This window comes from uncultured Marinobacter sp. (assembly GCF_913055835.1).
GTDB lineage: Bacteria > Pseudomonadota > Gammaproteobacteria > Pseudomonadales > Oleiphilaceae > Marinobacter.
The window spans coordinates 88,860-107,698 of sequence record NZ_CAJXKQ010000003.1 but is presented as its reverse complement, the minus strand read 5'-3'; the positions used below and the strand labels follow the sequence as shown (position 1 = coordinate 107,698).

Genomic DNA, 18,839 nt, shown 5'->3' with positions numbered 1-18,839 from the left:
TAAAGCCGGCTCTTTTGCATCCGGGTAGAAGAACTTACTCTTCCAGTTCGGCCATACCGGTGATGTTGAAGCCCGCGTCCACATACATGATCTCGCCGGTAATACCGGAGGCCATATCGGAGCCCAGGAACGCGGCGGCGTTACCGACCTCATCAATGGTGACGTTACGGCGCAGCGGTGCGCGTTTGGCGTTTTCGGCCAGCATCTTGCGGAAACTCTTGATGCCGGAGGCGGCCAGGGTCTTGATCGGGCCTGCCGAAATGCCGTTCACGCGAATACCATCACGGCCCAGGCTGGCAGCCATGTAACGAACGTTGGCTTCCAGGGAGGCCTTGGCCAGGCCCATCACGTTGTAATTCTGCAGAACCCGCTCGGCGCCCAGATAACTCAGGGTAATCAGCGAGCTGCCCTCGTGCATCATGCTGCGGGCGCCCTTGGCCAGAGCCACAAAGCTGTAGGAGCTGATATCGTGGGCAATGCGGAAGCCGTCACGGGTAGTAACGTCAACATAGTTGCCGTCCAGCTCGTGGCCCGGAGCATAGCCAACAGCATGAACGATAATGTCGATATTGTCCCAATGCTTGCCCAGTTCCTTGAAGACATTTTCGATTTCTTCGTCGCTGGCGACATCGCAGGGGAATGTCAGCTTGCTGCCCCATTGCTCGGCGAATTTCTCAACCCGGGGCTGAAGTTTCTCGTTCTGGTAGGTGAAAGCCAGTTCAGCGCCTTCGCGGGCAAATGCCTCGGCAATGCCGTAAGCAATGGACAGTTTGCTGGCTACGCCAACGATCAGTGCTTTTTTGCCACTGAGGATTCCCATGGGTCGTTCTCCCTGTGTTCCTGATTTGGGTGCATTATCCCTGAGTGCTCTGGCCGGGGTAACGCTCAAATAGTCGTAGTTGTGTTCTGATAAAAGAACGCGGCATTCAGCAGCTCGCGGGTATAGTCCGCGCGAGGTGTATGGAAGATCTCGGCCGCGTCGCCATACTCCACGATCCGGCCATGCTGCAGCACCAGTAGTTTGTGGCTCAGGGCGCGGACAACGGCCAGGTCATGGCTGATAAAGATATAGCTTAGACCATAACGGGTCTGGATATCCCTCAACAGTTCAATGACCTGCTTCTGTACCGTGCGATCCAGGGCAGAAGTGGGCTCATCCAGAATGATCAGATCGGGCTGCAGCACCAGCGCCCGTGCGATCGCGATGCGCTGACGCTGGCCGCCAGAAAATTCATGGGGGTAACGGTGCCGCGCTTCCGGATCAAGACCGACATCGGTCAGCGCACGTATCACCTTCTGGTCATGTTCGGCATCGTTATCCGGGTCGTGGATTTCCAGACCCTCCCGGACAATTTCGGCAATGGACATTCTCGGACTCAGGCTCCCGAAAGGGTCCTGGAAGACAATCTGGACACGTCGCCGCCAGGGCCGGAATTCCTTCTGGTTCAGAAATGCCAGTTCTTCACCGGCCAGGCGGATACTGCCAGTGCTGGCGGTGAGCTTCAGCAGCGCATGGCCGATGGTGGTCTTGCCACTACCGCTTTCCCCGACGATTCCGAGGGTTTCCCCCCGGTTCAGCTGGAAACCGGCACTTTGCACCGCGTGAAAGGATTCCTTGACCTTGCCCAGGAGGCTCTTGCGGATCGGGAAACGCACGTCCAGGTTTTCAACGGCCAGCAAAGGCTCGGCGCGTTGACCCAGGGCCAGGGGAGCTTCGGGAGGTTCAGCATCCAGCAGCTTTCTGGTGTAGGCGTGTTGTGGGCTGCTGAACAGGGTAGCGGTATCGGCCTCTTCCACCAGCTTTCCGTGCTCCATCACCGCCACCCGATCCGCGTAGCGGTGCACGATGGTCAGATCGTGGGTTATCAGAAGGATGGCCATGCCCAGCTTTTTCTGGAGATCCCGGAGCAGCTCCAGGACCTGTTTCTGTACGGTTACGTCAAGTGCTGTTGTAGGTTCGTCTGCAATAAGGAGATCGGGTTCGTTGGCCAGGGCCATGGCGATCATCACCCGCTGCTTCTGCCCGCCCGACAACTGGTGGGGATACGCGCCCAGCTTGGACTCCGGATTCTGTATGCCCACGAGGTTCAGCAGTTCCAGGCAACGTTTTCTGGCCTGGGGACCCCGCATCCCTTTGTGCAGTTCGAGTGTTTCGCCAATCTGCTTTTCAACCGTGTGCAACGGGTTCAGGGACGTCATCGGCTCCTGGAAGATCATGCCGATCTCCCGGCCCCGGATCTGGCGCATTCGCTTCTCGGTGGCCGCCAGCAGGTCCTCGCCCCGGTACCGGATTTGCCCGCTGGGGTAGCTTGCATGGCGTGCATCGAGGAGTCGAAGGATCGACAGTGCGGAAATAGACTTTCCGGAGCCACTTTCGCCCACCAGCGCCAGGGTCTCGCCTTCCCGAATAGCCAGCGACAGGGATTCGACCGCTGCGGGCCCCTGATCGAAACAGATGGAGAGGTCGGAGATCTGAAGCAGTTGGTTCATATCAGCTCTTCCTCGGATCAAAGGCATCGCGTACGGCTTCGCCAACAAACACCAGCAAGGTGAGCATCAGCGACAACGAGACAAAGGCGGAAATGCCCAGCCAGGGCGCATGCAGATTGGCCTTGCCCTGGGCGATCAATTCACCCAGCGAGGGGGAGCCAGAGGGCAGGCCGAAGCCAAGGAAGTCCAGGGAGGTCAGCCCCGTGATTGCACCTGTGAGGATGAACGGCAGGAAAGTGAGGGTAGCCACCATGGCATTGGGCAAAATATGCCGGAACATGATCTTGCGGTTATCCAGCCCGAGCGCTCTGGCGGCTTTCACATATTCAAAGTTACGGGCCCGTAGGAATTCCGCCCGGACCACATCCACCAGTCCCATCCAGCTGAACAGCAGCATGATGCCCAGCAGCCACCAGAAATTGGGCTGCACAATGCTGGAGAGAATGATCAGCAGATACAGCACCGGCAGGCCGGACCAGATCTCGATAAAGCGCTGGCCCAGCAGATCGATCTTGCCGCCGTAAAAGCCCTGGATAGCGCCGACAACAACGCCAACAATGCAGCTGGCGATCGTCAGGGTCAGGCCGAACAGCACCGAAATCCGGAATCCGTAAATCACGCGGGCGGCGACATCCCGGCCCTGGTCGTCGGTTCCCAACCAGTTCTCGGCGCTGGGCGGCGCCGGTGAGGGTACTTCAAGGTCGTAATTGATGGTGTTGTAACTAAACCGGATCGGTGGCCAGATCATCCAGCCGTTGGCGCTTATCTCATCTGAGATAAAGGGATCGCGATAATCCGCTTCGGTGGGCAGGAAGCCGCCAAAGGTCTCCTCAGGCACCGACTGGACCACCGGGAAATAAAGCTCTCCCTTGTAGGACACGACTAACGGGGAATCATTGGCAATCAACTCTGCCAACAACGACAGGCCAAACAGAGCAAGAAAGATCCAAAGCGACCAGAAACCGCGCCGGTTTTTCCGGAAATTCCGCAGGCGTCTTTGCTGGATCGGAGTGAGAGAACGCAAGCTCACGCGCCCTCCCGGCTTTCAAAATCGATCCGTGGGTCGACCAAAACATAGGTGATGTCGCTGATCAGCTTCAGGATCAGCCCCATCAGGGTGAATATGTACAGGGTACCGAAGATCACCGGGTAGTCGCGGTTCAGGGCGGCTTCAAAGCCCAGCAGCCCGAGCCCGTCGAGGGAAAAAATCACTTCAATTAGGAGCGAACCGGTAAAGAACAGAGCCACCAGGACACCGGGCAGGCTGGCAATCACAATCAGCATGGCATTACGGAACACGTGGCCGTAAAGCACTTCTTTCTGGTCCAGGCCTTTGGCGCGGGCAGTCACCACATACTGTTTGCCGATCTCATCCAGGAACGAATTCTTGGTGAGCAGGGTCAGGGTGGCGAAGCCGCCAATCACGTTTGCGGTGACCGGCAGTGCCAGGTGCCAGAAGTAGTCTCCAATTTTCTGATACCAGGTGAGCTCGTCGAAATTGGAAGACGTCAGTCCCCGGAGCGGGAACCAGTCGAAATAACTGCCCCCGGCAAACAGCACAATCAGCAGTATGGCGAACAGGAAGCCCGGTATGGCATAACCCACCACAATGGCAGAACTGGTCCAGACATCAAACCTGGAGCCATCCGTGACGGCCTTTCGGATGCCCAGGGGGATGGAAATAAAATAGATGATCAGTGTCGACCAGAGGCCCAGTGAGATGGATACGGGCATCTTGTCGAGGATCAGGTCGATTACGCTTTTTTCCCGGAAGAAGGAATCACCGAAGTTGAACGTGGCGTAATCGCCGAGCATCTTGAAGAAACGTTCGTGGGCTGGTTTATCGAAGCCATACATGACTTCGATTTCCTTCAGGAGCTCATCGGGAATACCGCGGGAGCCGCGTGTATCGCCGGAAGAGTCGGCTACCTCACCAGCGGTACCACCGCCAGAAGCCCGGGCAAGGGCGCGGCCTCCGTGGCCCTCCATCTCCGCGATAAGCTGCTCAACAGGACCACCCGGCGCGGCCTGCACAATAACAAAATTGAGCAGCATGATTCCGATCAGCGTGGGAATGATCAGCGCCAGACGCCGGAGTATGTAGATGCCCATTTAGCGGCGCTTTCCTCAGGGCTTCGCCCACCAGTTGTCCAGGTCGATGCCGTTCTTGGGCGTTTCGGCCGGACGTTGCAGATGGTTCCAGTAGGCGACGCGGTCGCTTCTCAGGTGCCAGTGGGGAATTACATAGTGGTGGTGCAGGAGAACCCGGTCCAGTGCCCGTACCCGCTGTACCAGCTCCTCACGATTCGGGGCCTGGATAACCATGCTCACCAGTTCGTCGATGACCGGATCGCTTACGCCCATGTAGTTGCGTGAGCCCTTGGCGTCCACGGTGGAGGAGTGCCAGTATTCCCGCTGCTCGTTCCCCGGTGAATCAGATTGGCCGAACACCTGGGTGATCATGTCAAAATCGAATTCCCGCAGGCGCTGGATATACTGGTTGCTGTCCACCAGTCGAACAGTCACATCAATCCCAAGCCGGCCAAGGTTGTTCTTGAAGGGCAGAACCACTCGCTCGAAGCTCTTCTGGAACAACAGGATCTCGAAGGCCAGTGGTTCCCCGGATTCGCCGTGTACCATCTTGCCATCCCGGATCTCGTACCCTGCTGACTTCAGCAGCTCCATGGCCGTCCGTAGATTCTGGCGCAGTCCCTGCTGACCCTCGGTGGTGGGTGGCTGATACTCTTCCGTGAAGACATCTTCGGGAAGCTGATCCCGGAACGGTTCGAGTATTTCCAGTTCACGACCGGTTGGCAGACCCGAGGAAGCCAGTTCGCTGTTCTCGAAATAGCTGTCGGTCCGGGTGTACTGATCAAAGAACAGGTTCTTGTTGGCCCATTCAAAATCGAAACCATAGGCCAGAGCCTCACGCACAAGCGGATCCGAAAACACCTTTCGGCGGGTATTGAAGGCAAAACCCTGCATGCCGGAGGGGCGGTGGTGCTCAATGGCTTCCTTGATTATGGTGCCATTCTCGAACCGTTCACCGGTGTAGGCGGTGGCCCAGTTCTTGGCGGAAGACTCCAGCCGGAAATCAAAGCTGCCGGCTTTAAAGGCTTCCAGGGCTACGGTGTCATCGGTGTAGTAATCGTAGGTGATCTGATCGAAATTGAACCGGCCTTTACGAACCCCCAGGTCCCTGGCCCAATAATCCTCGACGCGCTCATAGGTAATGGACCGGCCGGCCTCGAAGTCGCCTATCCGGTAGGGGCCACTGCCAACCGGCGGGTTGAGGCCATTTTTGCCAAACTCACGATCGGCCCAATAGTGCGCCGGCAGAATGGGCATCTGGCCCAGGATCAGCGGCAGCTCACGGTTGCTGGTATCGCTGAAATCAAAACGTACCCGGCGAGGACCCTCTACTGTCACGCTGCTGACGTCCGCATAGTAGTTGCGGAAGAAGGGATGCCCCTTGGTAGTGAGCGTGTCGAAAGAAAACTTCACGTCTTCGGCGGTAATGGCTTCGCCATCGTGGAACCGCGCCTGCTCACGGATGTTGAACACAACGTAGCTTCGGTCTTCGGGCGTTTCCAGGGATTCAGCAATCAGGCCGTAGGCCGAGAAGGGCTCATCGTCGGAGGACTCCAGCAAGGTATCGTACAGATAGGTGCTTATCCCCGCTGCAGCGACGCCACGGATGTCAAAGGGATTGAAGGAGTCAAAGCCGTTGGCAACAACGGCCATCTTTAGCGTGCCGCCTTTCGGGGCATCCGGATTAACGTAATCGAAGTGGCTGAACCCGGCCGGGTATTTGGTTTCGCCGTGCATGGCAATGCCATGTGCGGGCATTGCCTCTTCGGCGACGGAAAACGGAGAGATGAACGGTGTGGCAATAATTGCCAGGGCTGAAAAAAACGACGTAAGGGATGAGGCTTTCCGTGTTCTTGTCATAAGTCTCGCACGTCAGGGACTGTTTCGGATATCAACGTAGAGTACCAGACTTTGCCCGGGTTGCAGATAACGGGCGGTGTTCAGATCGTTCCAGCTTGCGATATCCCGCACATTCACGGAAAACCGGCTGGCAATCCGGGCCAGGGAGTCGCCTTTGCGTACCCGGTAGCCTACCTTTCGAACCATTGCCTCGCCGCGGCCACTGTTAGCTGCCATTACCGTGGGCTGACTGGTTTTGGACCAGATAACCAGTTCCTTGCCCGGTATCAGCGGGTCGCCAGGCGCCATACCGTTCCAGGCAGCAACCTCACGCACGGACACCCGATGCTCCCTGGCAATGTCCCAGAAGGTGTCGCCTTTACGAACCGTATAGCGAACCTTGTTGCCGTCCCGCTTACGGTCCTGCTTGCGCTCGAGCCGCTGGGAAGCACTCAGGGCATAGGCGTCGCTGCCCTTGGAGGCAGACGGAATCATCAGCCTCTGGCCAATCCTTATCAGGTCGCTGTTCAGGTTGTTCACCTGCTGGAGAACCGACGGCGTGGTCGAGAATTTCCGGGAAATAGAATTCAGGCTGTCGCCGGATTTGACCTTGTAGTTACGCCACGAAACCCGTTGCCCGGCAGGGATTTGCGCCAGAGCCGTGCGGAAGTTCCCGGCGTTCTGAACCGGAACGAGCAGTCGGTGCGGGCCGTCCGGTGAAGTGGCCCAACGGTTGTAGGAGGGGTTGAGCAGGTAAATCTCATCCACATCCACGCCGGCCAGCTCCGCCGCCTGGGCAAGATCCAGCTGGGAGCCTGTCTCAACAACCTCGAAGTAGGGCTCGTCTTTCAGCGAGGGTAATTCAATGCCATAGGCCTCGGGATTATCGAAGATTTTGGCCAGTGCAATTAGTTTCGGCACGTAATGGCGGGTTTCCCGTGGCAGTTGCAAAGACCAGAAATCGGTCGGTTTGTTGCTGTTGCGATTCCGGCGCATAGCGCTGGAGACCGTGCCACCGCCGCTGTTATAGGCCGCAAGAGCCAGCGTGTGGTCGCCGTCAAACCGGTTGGCCAGGCGGTCGAGATAGGTTAGGGCAGCATCGGTGGCGGCGATCACATCACGGCGATCGTCATGCCACCAGCTCTGTGTCAGCCCGAAGTACTTTCCTGTGGAGGGGATGAACTGCCAGAGACCGGCTGCACGGCCATGAGAATAGGCAAACGGATCAAACGCACTCTCAACGATGGGGAGCAGGGCATACTCGGCCGGGAGGCCTCGTTTTTCGGTCTCATTGACAATGTAGTGCAGGTAGCGGCTACCTCGCTCAACCACACGGTCAATATAGCCGGGGTGACGGGCATACCAGTTTAGCTGGTCCCGGACGCGCTCATTGTCAATGTCATGATCCAGTGCAAATCCCGACCGCAATCTGGCCCAGAGATCCTGTTCGACCACCGCTGTTTCGGCGGTCTTTTCCACCGGATTGTCGAGCTTCTCACGGGCATCCCTGGCTGCATCCTTCAATTCCGGAGCAATGGCTTCATCGAGCGGTTCGTTTCGAGTGGCGTTGCCGTTCTCTCCGGTCTCAACCGCTTTCTTCAGCCCCTCATCGCCGGCGGCAACAGTGACTTCCTGCGTATTCAGCGGACTTTCTTCCCCCTGCTTGACCAGGCTACTGCAGCCGCTCGCGAGGGCTCCGGCGAAAAACAACAATGACAATCGACTGACCGACATAACAACATCCGGTTCCAGGTTGAGGCCGGGCGCAGACAGTGAAAACCCGGCGTATTGAACAATTTACGGTCACAAAGTTGAAACGATTCTATGGGACCACTTTTAAAGCGGTCAAGAAACCTCTCGTTACGGCTGTGAGAGGATTTGTTAAGTGCGTATCGCCGGGCGTCAGAAGTTGTCCTTGCCATGGCGAATGGCCGCAAAGATGGCGTTTTCGGAATCCGCCGGCAAGCCGTGGCTGGCGCAGTAGCTGCGGGCCGAGTCCACCACAGCCGGATCATCCCAGCGGAGGAAAGGATTCAGCCGCTTCTCGTCTTCAAGTACGGAAGGAACGGTTGGCTTTCCTTCATTGCGGGCAGCCTGACACTGCTGCTCGAAATCCCGGAGTCCCTCATCTTCAGGAAGCCAGCTGCGGGCGAAACGGAGATTCGCGAGGGTGTACTCATGGGCACAGTAAACCGCGGTTTTACCCGGCAGGGCTCTCAGGGTCTGGAGAGACTGGCGCATTTGCTCCGGAGAACCCTCGAACAGCCGGCCGCAACCGCAAACAAACAGGGTGTCGCCGCAGAACAGCACGGGCCGGCCATGAACCTCGACATCCGTGAAATAGGCAATGTGATCCAGGGTGTGGCCGGGCACGCCGAGAACCTGGAAGGTGATGTCCTCCCAGATAACCTCATCGCCTGGGTGAACCAGGTTGGTGCTGCCTTTATAAGGCGAATCAGCAGGGCCGGTTACACGGCAATCCGGAAAGCGGGAAACCAGTTCTTTGACCCCTCCAACATGATCCGGATGGTGATGGGTTACCAGGATGGTATCGAGTGTCAGACTGTGTTCGACCAGATGATCGAGAACCGGCTGGGCCTGGCCGGGGTCGACAATCAGCGCTTTGCCGCTGGAGGAATCGGAAAGGCACCAGATATAGTTGTCGCTGAAAGCGGAAATGGCAGAAATGGTCAGCATAGGGCCCCACATGTGCTTATCGAATGTGACTGATATGATAGAGCATTAAATACAAGGCCCCAACCATGGCAAAGGGCTTCCGGGAGTGGCGCATTGGTGAGTGAACCTGACGCAGTTGATTATTCCGCCAGACATGAGAGCTTTGAGCGCTGGTTCCAGACCCCACTGGGCCGGGCGCTGCTGGCAGATCAGAGGCGTTTTGTGGATGCTGAGCTCCAGCGCCTGACGGGTGCCAGACAGTTGCAGGTGGGAATCAGCCATCGGCTACCGCTGGCTTCAGGCACGGATTTTTCCCAGAAGATCATGACAACACCCCGATGGTACCCGCACATACCCGACGGGGTAGCCATTTGTGATTCTGATGAACTGGCCTTTCCCGGAGACTCTATGGATCTTGTGGTGCTGCACCACACTGCCGACTTTTCTCCCTATCCGCACCAGGTGATTCGGGAGGCGGCGAGAGTGCTTCGGGGTGAGGGTACCATGGCCTTGTTCGGCTTCAACCCGCTCAGCCTGTGGGGAGCGCGTAAATTGATCACGAGGAGCAGCGAGGGCCCGTGGGGAGGTCGTTTCCTGTTACGTGGGCGGATGGAAGACTGGCTGCGCCTGCTGGGGTTCAATGTCGAGGCATCGGTTACCCGTTTTTTCAGAACTCCTCTTCAACGCAGCGGTCGTAAACCGTTGAGCCGGATTGACAGCCGTCTATCCGGAAATCGGCTCCTGCCAGTGGGCGCCTATTACTGTATCCTTGCCAAAAAACGCGTGCATGCCCGGCTGCCGAGACGCCCTGTATGGCGGCAGAACAAGGTTATTGCCCTACCGGGGACCGGCACCGTTGGCGCTTCCCGGGGCTGCAGCCGGAGTGGCGCACTCCCAGACAAGCTCAAGTGACTTATTGATAACCGAACCAGGAGACTGAATGGCCGGCAAGGTAATCCTGTATACAGACGGCGCCTGCAAGGGCAACCCTGGCCCCGGCGGCTGGGGTGTGGTTTTGCGTTATGGCGATAACCGCAAGACTCTGCATGGAGGCGAGGCCACCACCACCAACAACCGCATGGAGCTTATGGCGGCCATTCGTGGCCTGGAGGCCCTGAAACGCCCCTGCGAGGTGGAGTTGTTTACGGACTCGCAGTACGTGCGCAAGGGTATCACCGAATGGATGGCAGGCTGGAAACGCAATGGCTGGAAAACCTCTGCGAAAAAGCCCGTCAAGAACGAGGATCTGTGGCGTGAACTGGACTCGGAAGTCGCCCGGCACAAGATCAATTGGCACTGGGTAAAAGGCCATTCCGGTGTTCCCGACAACGAGTTGGCTGATGAACTCGCCAATCGCGGTGTCGAAGAGCTTTCAAACGCATAAATGCAGATAACCAGGTTTAGCAAATGAGACAGATCGTACTGGATACAGAAACCACGGGTATCGATCCCGCCGAAGGCCATCGGATCATCGAGATCGGCTGTGTTGAACTGATGGAGCGCCAGCTCACCGGACGCAACTACCATGTTTACATTAACCCCGACCGCGAAGTTGAGGCCGAAGCGATAACCGTTCACGGCATTACCAACGAGTTCCTGGCCGACAAGCCCCGTTTTGCCGACATTGCCGACGAGTTCTTCGAATTCATCAAAGGCGCCGAGCTGGTTATCCATAACGCCGCCTTCGACGTCGGCTTTATGGATTCGGAATTTGCCCGCCTGAAACCGGTGCGTAAAACCGCTGACCATTGCGGAATTGTCGACTCTCTGGCTATCGCACGGGCGCGTCACCCTGGGCAGAAGAACAACCTGGATGCGCTCTGCAAACGCTACGGTGTGGACAACAGCAACCGTGACCTCCACGGAGCCTTGCTGGATGCGGAGATCCTCGCCGACGTATACCTGCTCCTCACTGGTGGCCAGACGGCTCTGTCTCTGGACGCCGGTTCCGAAAACGGTGGCGTCGCCGGCGGCATCAGAAGGCTTCCAGCGGACAGGGCCCCACTGTCGGTGGTTCGGGCTTCCAGTGCGGAAAATGAAGCCCACGAGGAGTTCATGTCGCTGCTGGAAAAACAGGCGGGCGAAACCGTGTGGGGCAAACTCCAGACCGCAGAATGAGAACTGGGTCGGTCTGTACCAAATGTTACATTCCGCCTTTCTTGAGGTACTTGAGTTTTATGTTATAAGTAATGATAAGTTCGCCAGTTTTTTGCGAACTCGCTTTGGCCGGAAAAGGGGTTAGCCGGCCCAGAACAAAAAGGCCTGGTTCGCTATCGCCAGACCAGTCGCCACCAAAGAGGATGCGGTAGTCTCCGCAACATTAACGGGAAGCGTTTATGGTTCAGTCGTCTCTCGCGACGAAATCGCAGTCGTTTGATCTGGTCAAAAGTGAAATAGAACAGACCATCAAGCAGGCAGAATCCAGCCTTGAACGCTTTCAGGAAAACCGCGAAAGAGGTGAGGATCTCCAGAACTGTGTTGATTTCATCAATCAGTTGCGGGGCATTTTTATCCTGGTGGAGCTGCGCGGCGGCACCCTGTTGTGCCAGGAAGCGGTCACCATGGCCAACGATGTGCCTGTTGGTGCCAACGACGACAAAAACATCCTCCTGACCACACTCAACAGCGCGCTGTTTATCCTCCGCCGCTACGTCGAGTATTACCACCAGCAAAGGGAAGATCACCCCGAATTGCTGCTTCCTGTCATCAACGATCTTCGTGAGGCCCGGCGGGAAAAGCCCTATCCCGAATCCTGTTTCTTTGATGTCGACGTCAAGGAACGCCCTGATTTCTGCGCTGGCGTGACGGTGGAGCCCTTTGACGGCAACGAGGCTGATTACGAAATCATGGCTCGCCGTATGCGCCTGACCTTTCAGGTGGCGCTTCTAGGCATTCTGCGCGACCGCAACGACGTGGTGAACAAGAAGCTCATCGGGCGCGCCTCCCGTGGGCTTGCGCGCCTGTGCCAGGGTGCCCCCATGGGGCAGATGTGGTGTCTCGTTGGCATCGTTGCAGACACGATGCTTGATCGGGCGATGATATTTACCAAGGCCCGGAAGCGCATGTTCATGCGGATCGAAAAATACGCCCGGGAAGTGGTTTACGTGGGCAAGGTTGCTACGGCCAAAGACGCGCCGGATTCGCTGATCCGTGATCTGGTCTACTTGCTGTATCGCAGTGGCTCCGCCAACCCTGAAGTGACCCAGGTGCTCTCCGCTTACCATCTCGCACCGGCCGACTTCCCGGATTCCATGCTCGAGGCCCATGCCCGCAGGTTGTATGGTCCCGGGACCGATGTGCTCAAATCCCTGTCGGAAGCCCTGCAGGACGAGCTGAACCAGTTGAAAGACAAACTGGATATTATTGAACGCGGCATCGAGCCGGATCTGGCAGAGCTGTCTTCCATTGCCGATGCCCTGGAGCGTCTGGCGAACACGCTGGTGATGCTTGACCTGAACAAGTTGGCGGGCATTTCCCGGGAAGAAGCCAGCAAACTCCGCAGCTGGGAGGCAGAATCGCGGCTCCCGGGCGACGATGAGCTCTATCGCCTGGCGGATTCAGTGCTGGGTATTGAAGATGCGGTCATGCAAATTGTTACCCGTGGCATTACCTCCGAAACGGATGCGCTGGCAGGCGGCGAACGTAAACGGGAAGAATCCGTGTACCTTCGGGAGGCGTTGTATGTGGTCGCGGATGAGGCCCGGGGAGCTCTGACCCTGGCAAAACGGGCCATTACAGCCTTTATTGAATCTGACTACGATAAACTTCACCTGGCCAACCTGCCAGCGACACTGCACAGCATCTGGGGTGGCCTGCAGATGGTTAACGACCCCGGGGCAGCGGGGGTTCTTGAGCGTGTGGCCGCTTCTATCCAGGAGCGTTTGCTGGATGCCAAGGAAGCCCCGGCCGCTCAGGTGCTTGAAGCTCTCGCCGACGCGCTGACCTCGCTGGAATATTACATTGAGAGCATCGGTAAGAGTGAAGACCGCAACATTGACCTGCTTAAACTGGCAGAATCGTCGCTGGACGATGTAGGTTTGTAGTTTCATGTCCCAGTCGCTCGCTACCATCGTACTGGCCGCTGCAGGCGCGGTAATGGTAATCGCGGGCCTGGTGTTTTTCAGACACCCCCGTTGGTTGTTGTCCTGGCTGAAAGGAATGGCGGTATTTGGCGTCATTCTCGCCGGCCTTTATGTCCTCGTTATCGCAGTAAACCTCACCAGCTACCGTTCGTTGGTTGGCTTGCAGACCGTTGCAACCATCTCCACGCAGCGACAGGCCGAGCAGATCTGGCAGGTCACGCTCCAGAGTATGGGCGAAACAGTAGCGGTAAGGACGCTGCAGGGGGACCAGTGGCAGATTGATGCGCGGATTATGCGGTTTTCCGGTCCCTTCCGCTGGCTTGATATCGCACCGGGCTATCGGTTGGAACAATTGAGTGGGCGCTACACGTCGCTGGAGCAGGAACGATCTGCCCCCAGAACAGCAATCGGACTTGCTGAAAGCATCTGGCCGGACCTCTGGCAGTGGGATCAGCAGTTCAACCTGCCGTTTGTGGAGGCTGTCGGTGGCAACATGACCTTCATGCCCATGCGGGACGGGGCGGTTTTCGAAGTCAAACTTTCCTCCACGGGCCTGGCTGCTGTTCCGGTAAACGAGCAGGCAAGGGCCGCAGTTCAGTTCTGGGATCAATAGTATCCCGGGGCATAAAAAAACCTGCGCCGAAACGCAGGTTTTCCTCACAACACGTGCCGGGGCCAATCAGCCCATCTTGAACAGCTCGCCCAGCTTGGTTGCCAGCATCATGTCGCCTTCAGCGCGCAGCTGGCCTGCCATGAATGCCTGCATACCGTCAGTCTCGCCGGAAACGATGCCCTTCAGGGTTTCGGAGTTCATGATCAGGGTGACAGAAGGATCGTCATGGGCGCCTTCGTGCATCTTGCAGGTGCCGTCATTGATGACGAGGTGATAGGTCTTGTCGTCTTCGATGTCGAACTGGAAGACCAGGTCCAGGCCTTGAGCTGCGTCTGCGTTGAAATTCTGTTCGAGTTGTTCAAATACCTGAGCTACAGACATTGTTTTACCCTTTTGATGGTTGTCTAGTCATGATCACGACGGCTTGATGTCCCTGGCTTCACGAGCCTGATCGGGTGCCCGGGTAGAGCCGACCTCGCCATCCGACTTTATGGTTAGTGGTCGGCTCTGTCAAGGTCGATCGAACGCTTGTTTTAATTTTTTTGCTCTCCTTATCACCATAAATTCGGTAAGTTACACTCTTGCCTTTGTACATCCAGTTGGAGAAGCACTTTGGAGTTCCTGACAGAATACGGTTTGTTTTTGGCCAAGATCGTTACTTTCGTGGTGGCGGCCCTGGTGGTGATCTCTGTCATCATGTCTGCCGCCCAGAAGGATCGGGGCGATCATGAGGGCGAGGGAGAGCTCAAGATCCGGAAACTCAACGAGAAATACGAAAAACTGCGTGAAACGATCCAGTCCAAGTTGATGTCGGATCAACAACGCAAGCTCTTCCAGAAGGCCCGAAAGAAAGAGCAAAAGGCCGAGAAGAAGGCGGCCAAGGGGAAGAAAGATAGCGACGAACAGAGCGACAGTCGCGGTCGCGTTTATGTTCTCGATTTCGATGGCGATATCAAGGCAAGCGACACGGATCCGCTTCGCCGCGCCATCACTGCAGTATTGAGCATCGCTGATCCGGAAAAAGACGAAGTCGTCATCCGCCTGGAAAGCGGTGGTGGACTGGTCCACTCCTACGGTCTTGCCGCCGCGCAACTCGACCGGATTCGCAGCAAGGGTGTACGCCTTACCGCTTGTGTCGACAAAGTCGCCGCCAGCGGTGGTTACATGATGGCTTGTGTTGCTGACCGGATCGTCGCCTCGCCGTTTGCCATTCTGGGTTCTATTGGCGTGGTTGCCCAGCTCCCGAATTTCCACCGTTTTCTCAAGAAGAACGATGTGGACTTTGAAGTGCTGACGGCCGGGGAGCATAAACGCACCATGACCATTTTCGGAGAAAATACCGACAAGGGGCGTCAGAAGTTCCTCGAAGATCTGGAAGATACCCACGGTCTGTTCAAGGAGTATGTGAGCGAGCGACGTCCGGATCTGGATATCGCCGCGGTTGCCAATGGCGATATCTGGTTTGGCAAGCGGGCGCTGGAGGTGAAACTGATCGACGAGATCAAAACCTCCGACGAATATCTCATTGAAGCCTGTGACCGCGCGGACGTAGTCTCAGTGGCATACCAGCGCAAACGCACCCTCCCGGAAAAGCTCGGGCTGGCAACCAGTGCGGCGCTTGAACACACGGTCTGGAAAGTTTTGGGTGCCTTCCGCAACCAGAAGTTCCAGTAGCCTACTGAAAACGGGGAACAACGATGACAACCAATACCGAATTCAAAGCCTGGCGTGTCGAAGAGCAGAACGGAGAGTATGTCGGCGCCGAGACAACCCTGAGCACCGCAGACCTTCCCGATGGCGAGGTCCTTATCCGGGTCAGCCACTCCTCGCTTAACTACAAGGACGCGCTGTCAGCTTCCGGTAATAAGGGTGTCACCCGTTCTTTCCCACATACCCCGGGTATCGACGCCGCAGGTGAAGTTGTTGAATCTGCCACGGGAACCCCGTCGAACGGCAGTCCCGTTATCGTGACCGGCTACGACCTGGGCATGAATACCGACGGTGGTTTTGGCGAATACATCCGCGTTCCTGGCGCCTGGTGCGTCCCCATGCCTGCCGGCTGGAATGCCCGCACCGCCATGATCTATGGCACTGCCGGCCTCACCGCCGGCCTCTGTGTCCAGAAACTCCTGACCATGGGCGCCAAACCGGAGCAGGGTAAAGTCGCTGTTTCAGGGGCCTCTGGTGCGGTTGGCACCGTTGCCGTTGAGCTGCTTGCCAAACTCGGGTTCGACGTCGTTGCCATCAGTGGCAAGGCCGACCACGCGGAAGATCTCAAGGCTCTGGGCGCCAGCGAAGTGGTGGGCCGTGAGACCCTGGCGGAAGAGAAGAAACCTCTGGTCAAACCTGCGTTTGCCAACGCGGTGGATACGGTGGGTGGTGGCCCCCTGGCCGAACTGCTCAAGCAGATTCAGCCTGGCGGTTCCGTTTCCTGCTGTGGCCTCGTGGCCGGTCCGGGCCTTCAGACCACGGTGCTGCCGTTTATCCTGCGCGGGGTTAATCTGCTGGGTGTGGATTCCGTAGAGATTCCACTGGCGGAGAAAGAGGCCGTTTGGAAGAAATTCGCGGGGGAGTGGGCGTGTCCGAAGACGGAGGCGTCTGCGCGTGATATCGGTCGTGGTGAGCTTGATGGGGCGCTGAAGGCGTTTTTGAAAGGGGAGTCAGCCGGGAAGATTGTTTTGGATCATTCGAAGTAAGCGGTTGTTTGTCGGATTACGGCTTTGCCTAATCCGACCTACGATACCGTACTGAGAGATTTGTATAGAAGAGAGGGGATTCACTTTCCAAAACTGTGCGGAGCCATGGATGGCGGAGCCCAAGCGTCACAGGGATGTGCCGCAAGGAGCGTGTTTTGGAAAGTGAATCCCCTCTCTTCGTACTTTAAAGTCTGATAACTAAGACGCGCGACGTCGGAAGAGCGGAATGTCGGTGTCGGTTGCGGCCTGGTAGCCCTGGCTGAAGAAGTTCAGGCACTTCTGCGCCTTGGTGATGTCCTTGTCGGCCCTCAGCACATAGGCATCGAATCCGCAGCGCTTCATGAACTGCAGCTGATCCAGCAGAACGTCGCCGATAGCACGTAGTTCGTTCTTGTAGCCAAAGCGCTCCCGCAGCAACCGGCCAATGCTGTAGCCCCGGCCATCACTGAATTTCGGGAAGTTTACTGCAATCACCGGCAGCTCATTCACGTGGCCTTCCAGAATCTCCGGCTCGTCGTGGCTGTCAAACCACACGCCGATATCCTTTCTTCCGGTGAAGTGCTCGTAACCGGCCAGCCAAAGATCCGCAGGGATCAATGCCGGATGGTCCGCCGGAATATCCAGAGATTCGCCTTCGGCCGGGCGGGGGACCACAACCCAGTTGTCCTGGCGGATGCTTCCATCCGGGGAAATAACGTTAGGCATATACCCGCTCCTTGAAGGGATCAATTCCTACACGACGATAAGTATCCAGGAAGGTTTCTTCTTCCGTGCGCTTATCCACGTAAACATCAATGATCTTGGAAATCACCTGGGGCATTTCATCCCGGGCAAACGACGGTCCCAGAATCTTGCCAATCGAGGCGTCATGATGGGACGAACCGCCAAGGCTGATCTGATAGAACTCCTCACCCTTCTTGTCGACACCGAGAACACCGATATTGCCGACATGGTGGTGACCGCAGGCATTCATGCAGCCGGAAATGTTCAGATCAATGTTGCCAAGGTCGTACAGGTAGTCCAGATCATCGAACTGCCGCTGGATGGCTTCGGCCACCGGGATGGACTTGGCATTGGCCAGGGCGCAGTAATCGCCACCGGGGCAGCAGATCACGTCCGTCAGGGTATTCAGGTTCGCGGTACCGAAGCCCATCGGAGTGATTGCCTGCCACAGCTCAAAAAGGCGATCCTGGCGCACATCGGCCAGCACCACATTCTGCTGATGAGTTACCCGGATTTCGCCAAAGCTGAACTCGTCAGCCAGATCGGCAATCTGTTCCAGTTGTTTGTCGCTGACATCCCCCGGTGGCGTACCGGTCTTCTTCATGGTCAGGGTGACAATGGCATAGCCCGGCTTCTTGTGGGTGTCCACGTTATGGGTCAGCCACTGGTCGAAACCCCGGTTCTCAAAACGCTGGCTGCCCAACAGGTCTGTGGCATTTTCCAGCGCTGCGTAATCCGGCTCGGTAAAGTAGGCCTGGATACGCTGAACCGCATCGGGTGTCAGCCGGGTAGGGGAATCCTTGATGTGCTGCCACTCGGCTTCCACCTTCTCGGCAAAGCCCTCGGGCGTGAGCGCTTTCACCAGAATCTTGATCCGGGCCTTGAACTTGTTGTCCCGCCGGCCATAGCGGTTATAAACCCGCAGCACGGCTTCCAGATAGGTCAGCAGGTCCAGCTCCGGAAGGAACTCACGAATCACCGGGCCAACCATGGGGGTACGGCCAAGGCCGCCACCAACATGAACACGGAAGCCGAGCTCGCCAGCCTCATTACGCACCATCTGCAGACCGATATCGTGAACCTGGATGGCGGCACGATCGGTGTGCTCGGAAGCATTCACGGCCACCTTGAATTTCCGTGGCAGGAAGGCGAATTCCGGGTGAAAGGTGGACCACTGGCGAATAATCTCGCAATAGGGACGAGGATCTGCGATCTCATCGGACTGAACACCGGAGAACTGGTCTGTGGTGGTGTTACGGATGCAGTTGCCGCTGGTCTGGTTGGCGTGCATTTCCACTTCTGCGAGTTCCGCAAGAATATCGGGAACGTCTTCCAGTGCCGGCCAGTTCAGCTGTACGTTCTGGCGCGTGGTGAAGTGCGCATAGCCTTTGTCATAGTCCCGGGTAATCCGGGCAAGTCGGCGAAGCTGGTCTGAACGCATCATGCCGTAGGGAACACAGATCCTGAGCATAGGGGCAAGACGCTGAACGTACAGGCCGTTCTGCAGGCGAAGGGGAAGAAACTCATCTTCTGCCAACTCACCGGCCAGGGCCCTTTCGGTCTGGTCACGGAACTGGGCAACCCTCTCGGCAGCCATTTGCCGATCGTGTTCATCGTATACGTACATAG

General features: G+C 57.2%; 17 protein-coding genes. 7 read left to right on the top strand and 10 right to left on the bottom strand.

The features are described 5' to 3' along the window. Positions 1 to 34: 34 nt before the first annotated feature. The 7 genes from QZ534_RS03170 to gloB all read right to left on the bottom strand — a co-directional run bounded on the left by QZ534_RS03170 (position 35) and on the right by gloB (position 9,117). Positions 35 to 820, bottom strand: coding sequence for an enoyl-ACP reductase (locus QZ534_RS03170; protein WP_136629570.1), 786 nt, complete (start codon positions 818 to 820; stop codon positions 35 to 37). 65 nt (positions 821 to 885) lie between these two features. After that, positions 886 to 2,490 carry an ABC transporter ATP-binding protein gene (locus QZ534_RS03165; RefSeq protein WP_296931361.1) on the bottom strand — a complete coding sequence of 535 codons (1,605 nt, stop codon included), beginning with the start codon at positions 2,488 to 2,490 and terminating at the stop codon, positions 886 to 888. Position 2,491: 1 nt separating this feature from the next. After that, positions 2,492 to 3,520, bottom strand: a complete 1,029-nt coding sequence (locus tag QZ534_RS03160) for an ABC transporter permease (protein ID WP_296931359.1) — start codon at positions 3,518 to 3,520, stop codon at positions 2,492 to 2,494. Then, positions 3,517 to 4,602 carry a microcin C ABC transporter permease YejB gene (locus tag QZ534_RS03155; protein WP_296931357.1) on the bottom strand — a complete coding sequence of 362 codons (1,086 nt, stop codon included), beginning with the start codon at positions 4,600 to 4,602 and terminating at the stop codon, positions 3,517 to 3,519. The genes QZ534_RS03160 and QZ534_RS03155 overlap by 4 nt, the downstream gene beginning before the upstream one ends. Before the next feature lie 15 nt (positions 4,603 to 4,617). Then, the gene (locus QZ534_RS03150) at positions 4,618 to 6,441 is read right to left on the bottom strand and encodes an extracellular solute-binding protein (RefSeq protein WP_296931355.1); all 1,824 of its coding nucleotides are present in this window, start codon (positions 6,439 to 6,441) and stop codon (positions 4,618 to 4,620) included. Between the two features lie 12 nt (positions 6,442 to 6,453). Beyond that, complete coding sequence (locus tag QZ534_RS03145) at positions 6,454 to 8,154, bottom strand: LysM peptidoglycan-binding domain-containing protein (protein WP_296931354.1); 1,701 nt, start codon at positions 8,152 to 8,154, stop codon at positions 6,454 to 6,456. 168 nt (positions 8,155 to 8,322) lie between these two features. After that, positions 8,323 to 9,117: a hydroxyacylglutathione hydrolase gene (gene gloB / locus QZ534_RS03140; protein ID WP_296931352.1), complete on the bottom strand. Its 795-nt coding sequence runs from the start codon at positions 9,115 to 9,117 to the stop codon at positions 8,323 to 8,325. 96 nt (positions 9,118 to 9,213) lie between these two features. Here gloB and QZ534_RS03135 point away from each other — a divergent pair, with 96 nt between their 5' ends. From QZ534_RS03135 to QZ534_RS03115, 5 genes are all read left to right on the top strand, one after another. Beyond that, on the top strand, positions 9,214 to 10,008 hold the full coding sequence (locus QZ534_RS03135; RefSeq protein WP_296931350.1) for a methyltransferase domain-containing protein: 795 nt from the start codon (positions 9,214 to 9,216) through the stop codon (positions 10,006 to 10,008). 28 nt (positions 10,009 to 10,036) lie between these two features. Next, a complete protein-coding gene (gene rnhA / locus QZ534_RS03130) occupies positions 10,037 to 10,480 on the top strand; it encodes a ribonuclease HI (protein ID WP_296931349.1) in 444 nt (147 codons plus the stop codon). 23 nt (positions 10,481 to 10,503) lie between these two features. After that, complete coding sequence (dnaQ, locus tag QZ534_RS03125; protein WP_296931347.1) at positions 10,504 to 11,214, top strand: DNA polymerase III subunit epsilon; 711 nt, start codon at positions 10,504 to 10,506, stop codon at positions 11,212 to 11,214. A 218-nt stretch (positions 11,215 to 11,432) separates the two neighbouring features. Then, positions 11,433 to 13,139, top strand: coding sequence for a chemotaxis protein (locus tag QZ534_RS03120; protein ID WP_296931345.1), 1,707 nt, complete (start codon positions 11,433 to 11,435; stop codon positions 13,137 to 13,139). Positions 13,140 to 13,143: 4 nt separating this feature from the next. Beyond that, a complete protein-coding gene (locus QZ534_RS03115; RefSeq protein ID WP_296931344.1) occupies positions 13,144 to 13,791 on the top strand; it encodes a multidrug transporter in 648 nt (215 codons plus the stop codon). A gap of 66 nt (positions 13,792 to 13,857) precedes the next feature. Here QZ534_RS03115 and QZ534_RS03110 read toward each other — a convergent pair whose 3' ends face one another. Then, positions 13,858 to 14,172, bottom strand: coding sequence for an SCP2 sterol-binding domain-containing protein (locus tag QZ534_RS03110; RefSeq protein WP_215985131.1), 315 nt, complete (start codon positions 14,170 to 14,172; stop codon positions 13,858 to 13,860). Between the two features lie 231 nt (positions 14,173 to 14,403). Here QZ534_RS03110 and sohB point away from each other — a divergent pair, with 231 nt between their 5' ends. Together sohB and QZ534_RS03100 are read left to right on the top strand one after the other, a co-directional pair. After that, the gene (gene sohB / locus QZ534_RS03105; protein WP_296931340.1) at positions 14,404 to 15,465 is read left to right on the top strand and encodes a protease SohB; all 1,062 of its coding nucleotides are present in this window, start codon (positions 14,404 to 14,406) and stop codon (positions 15,463 to 15,465) included. A gap of 23 nt (positions 15,466 to 15,488) precedes the next feature. After that, positions 15,489 to 16,487 (top strand): YhdH/YhfP family quinone oxidoreductase, encoded by a 999-nt coding sequence (locus tag QZ534_RS03100; RefSeq protein WP_296931339.1) that lies wholly within the window; start codon positions 15,489 to 15,491, stop codon positions 16,485 to 16,487. A 198-nt stretch (positions 16,488 to 16,685) separates the two neighbouring features. On the opposite strand, the gene QZ534_RS03095 is transcribed toward QZ534_RS03100, so the two are convergent. Both QZ534_RS03095 and QZ534_RS03090 read right to left on the bottom strand, forming a co-directional pair. Beyond that, positions 16,686 to 17,192 carry a DUF934 domain-containing protein gene (locus QZ534_RS03095; protein ID WP_296931337.1) on the bottom strand — a complete coding sequence of 169 codons (507 nt, stop codon included), beginning with the start codon at positions 17,190 to 17,192 and terminating at the stop codon, positions 16,686 to 16,688. Beyond that, the gene (locus QZ534_RS03090) at positions 17,185 to 18,837 is read right to left on the bottom strand and encodes a nitrite/sulfite reductase (RefSeq protein ID WP_296931335.1); all 1,653 of its coding nucleotides are present in this window, start codon (positions 18,835 to 18,837) and stop codon (positions 17,185 to 17,187) included. Before QZ534_RS03090 ends, QZ534_RS03095 begins: the two co-directional genes overlap by 8 nt. Between the last annotated feature and the right edge of the window lie 2 nt (positions 18,838 to 18,839).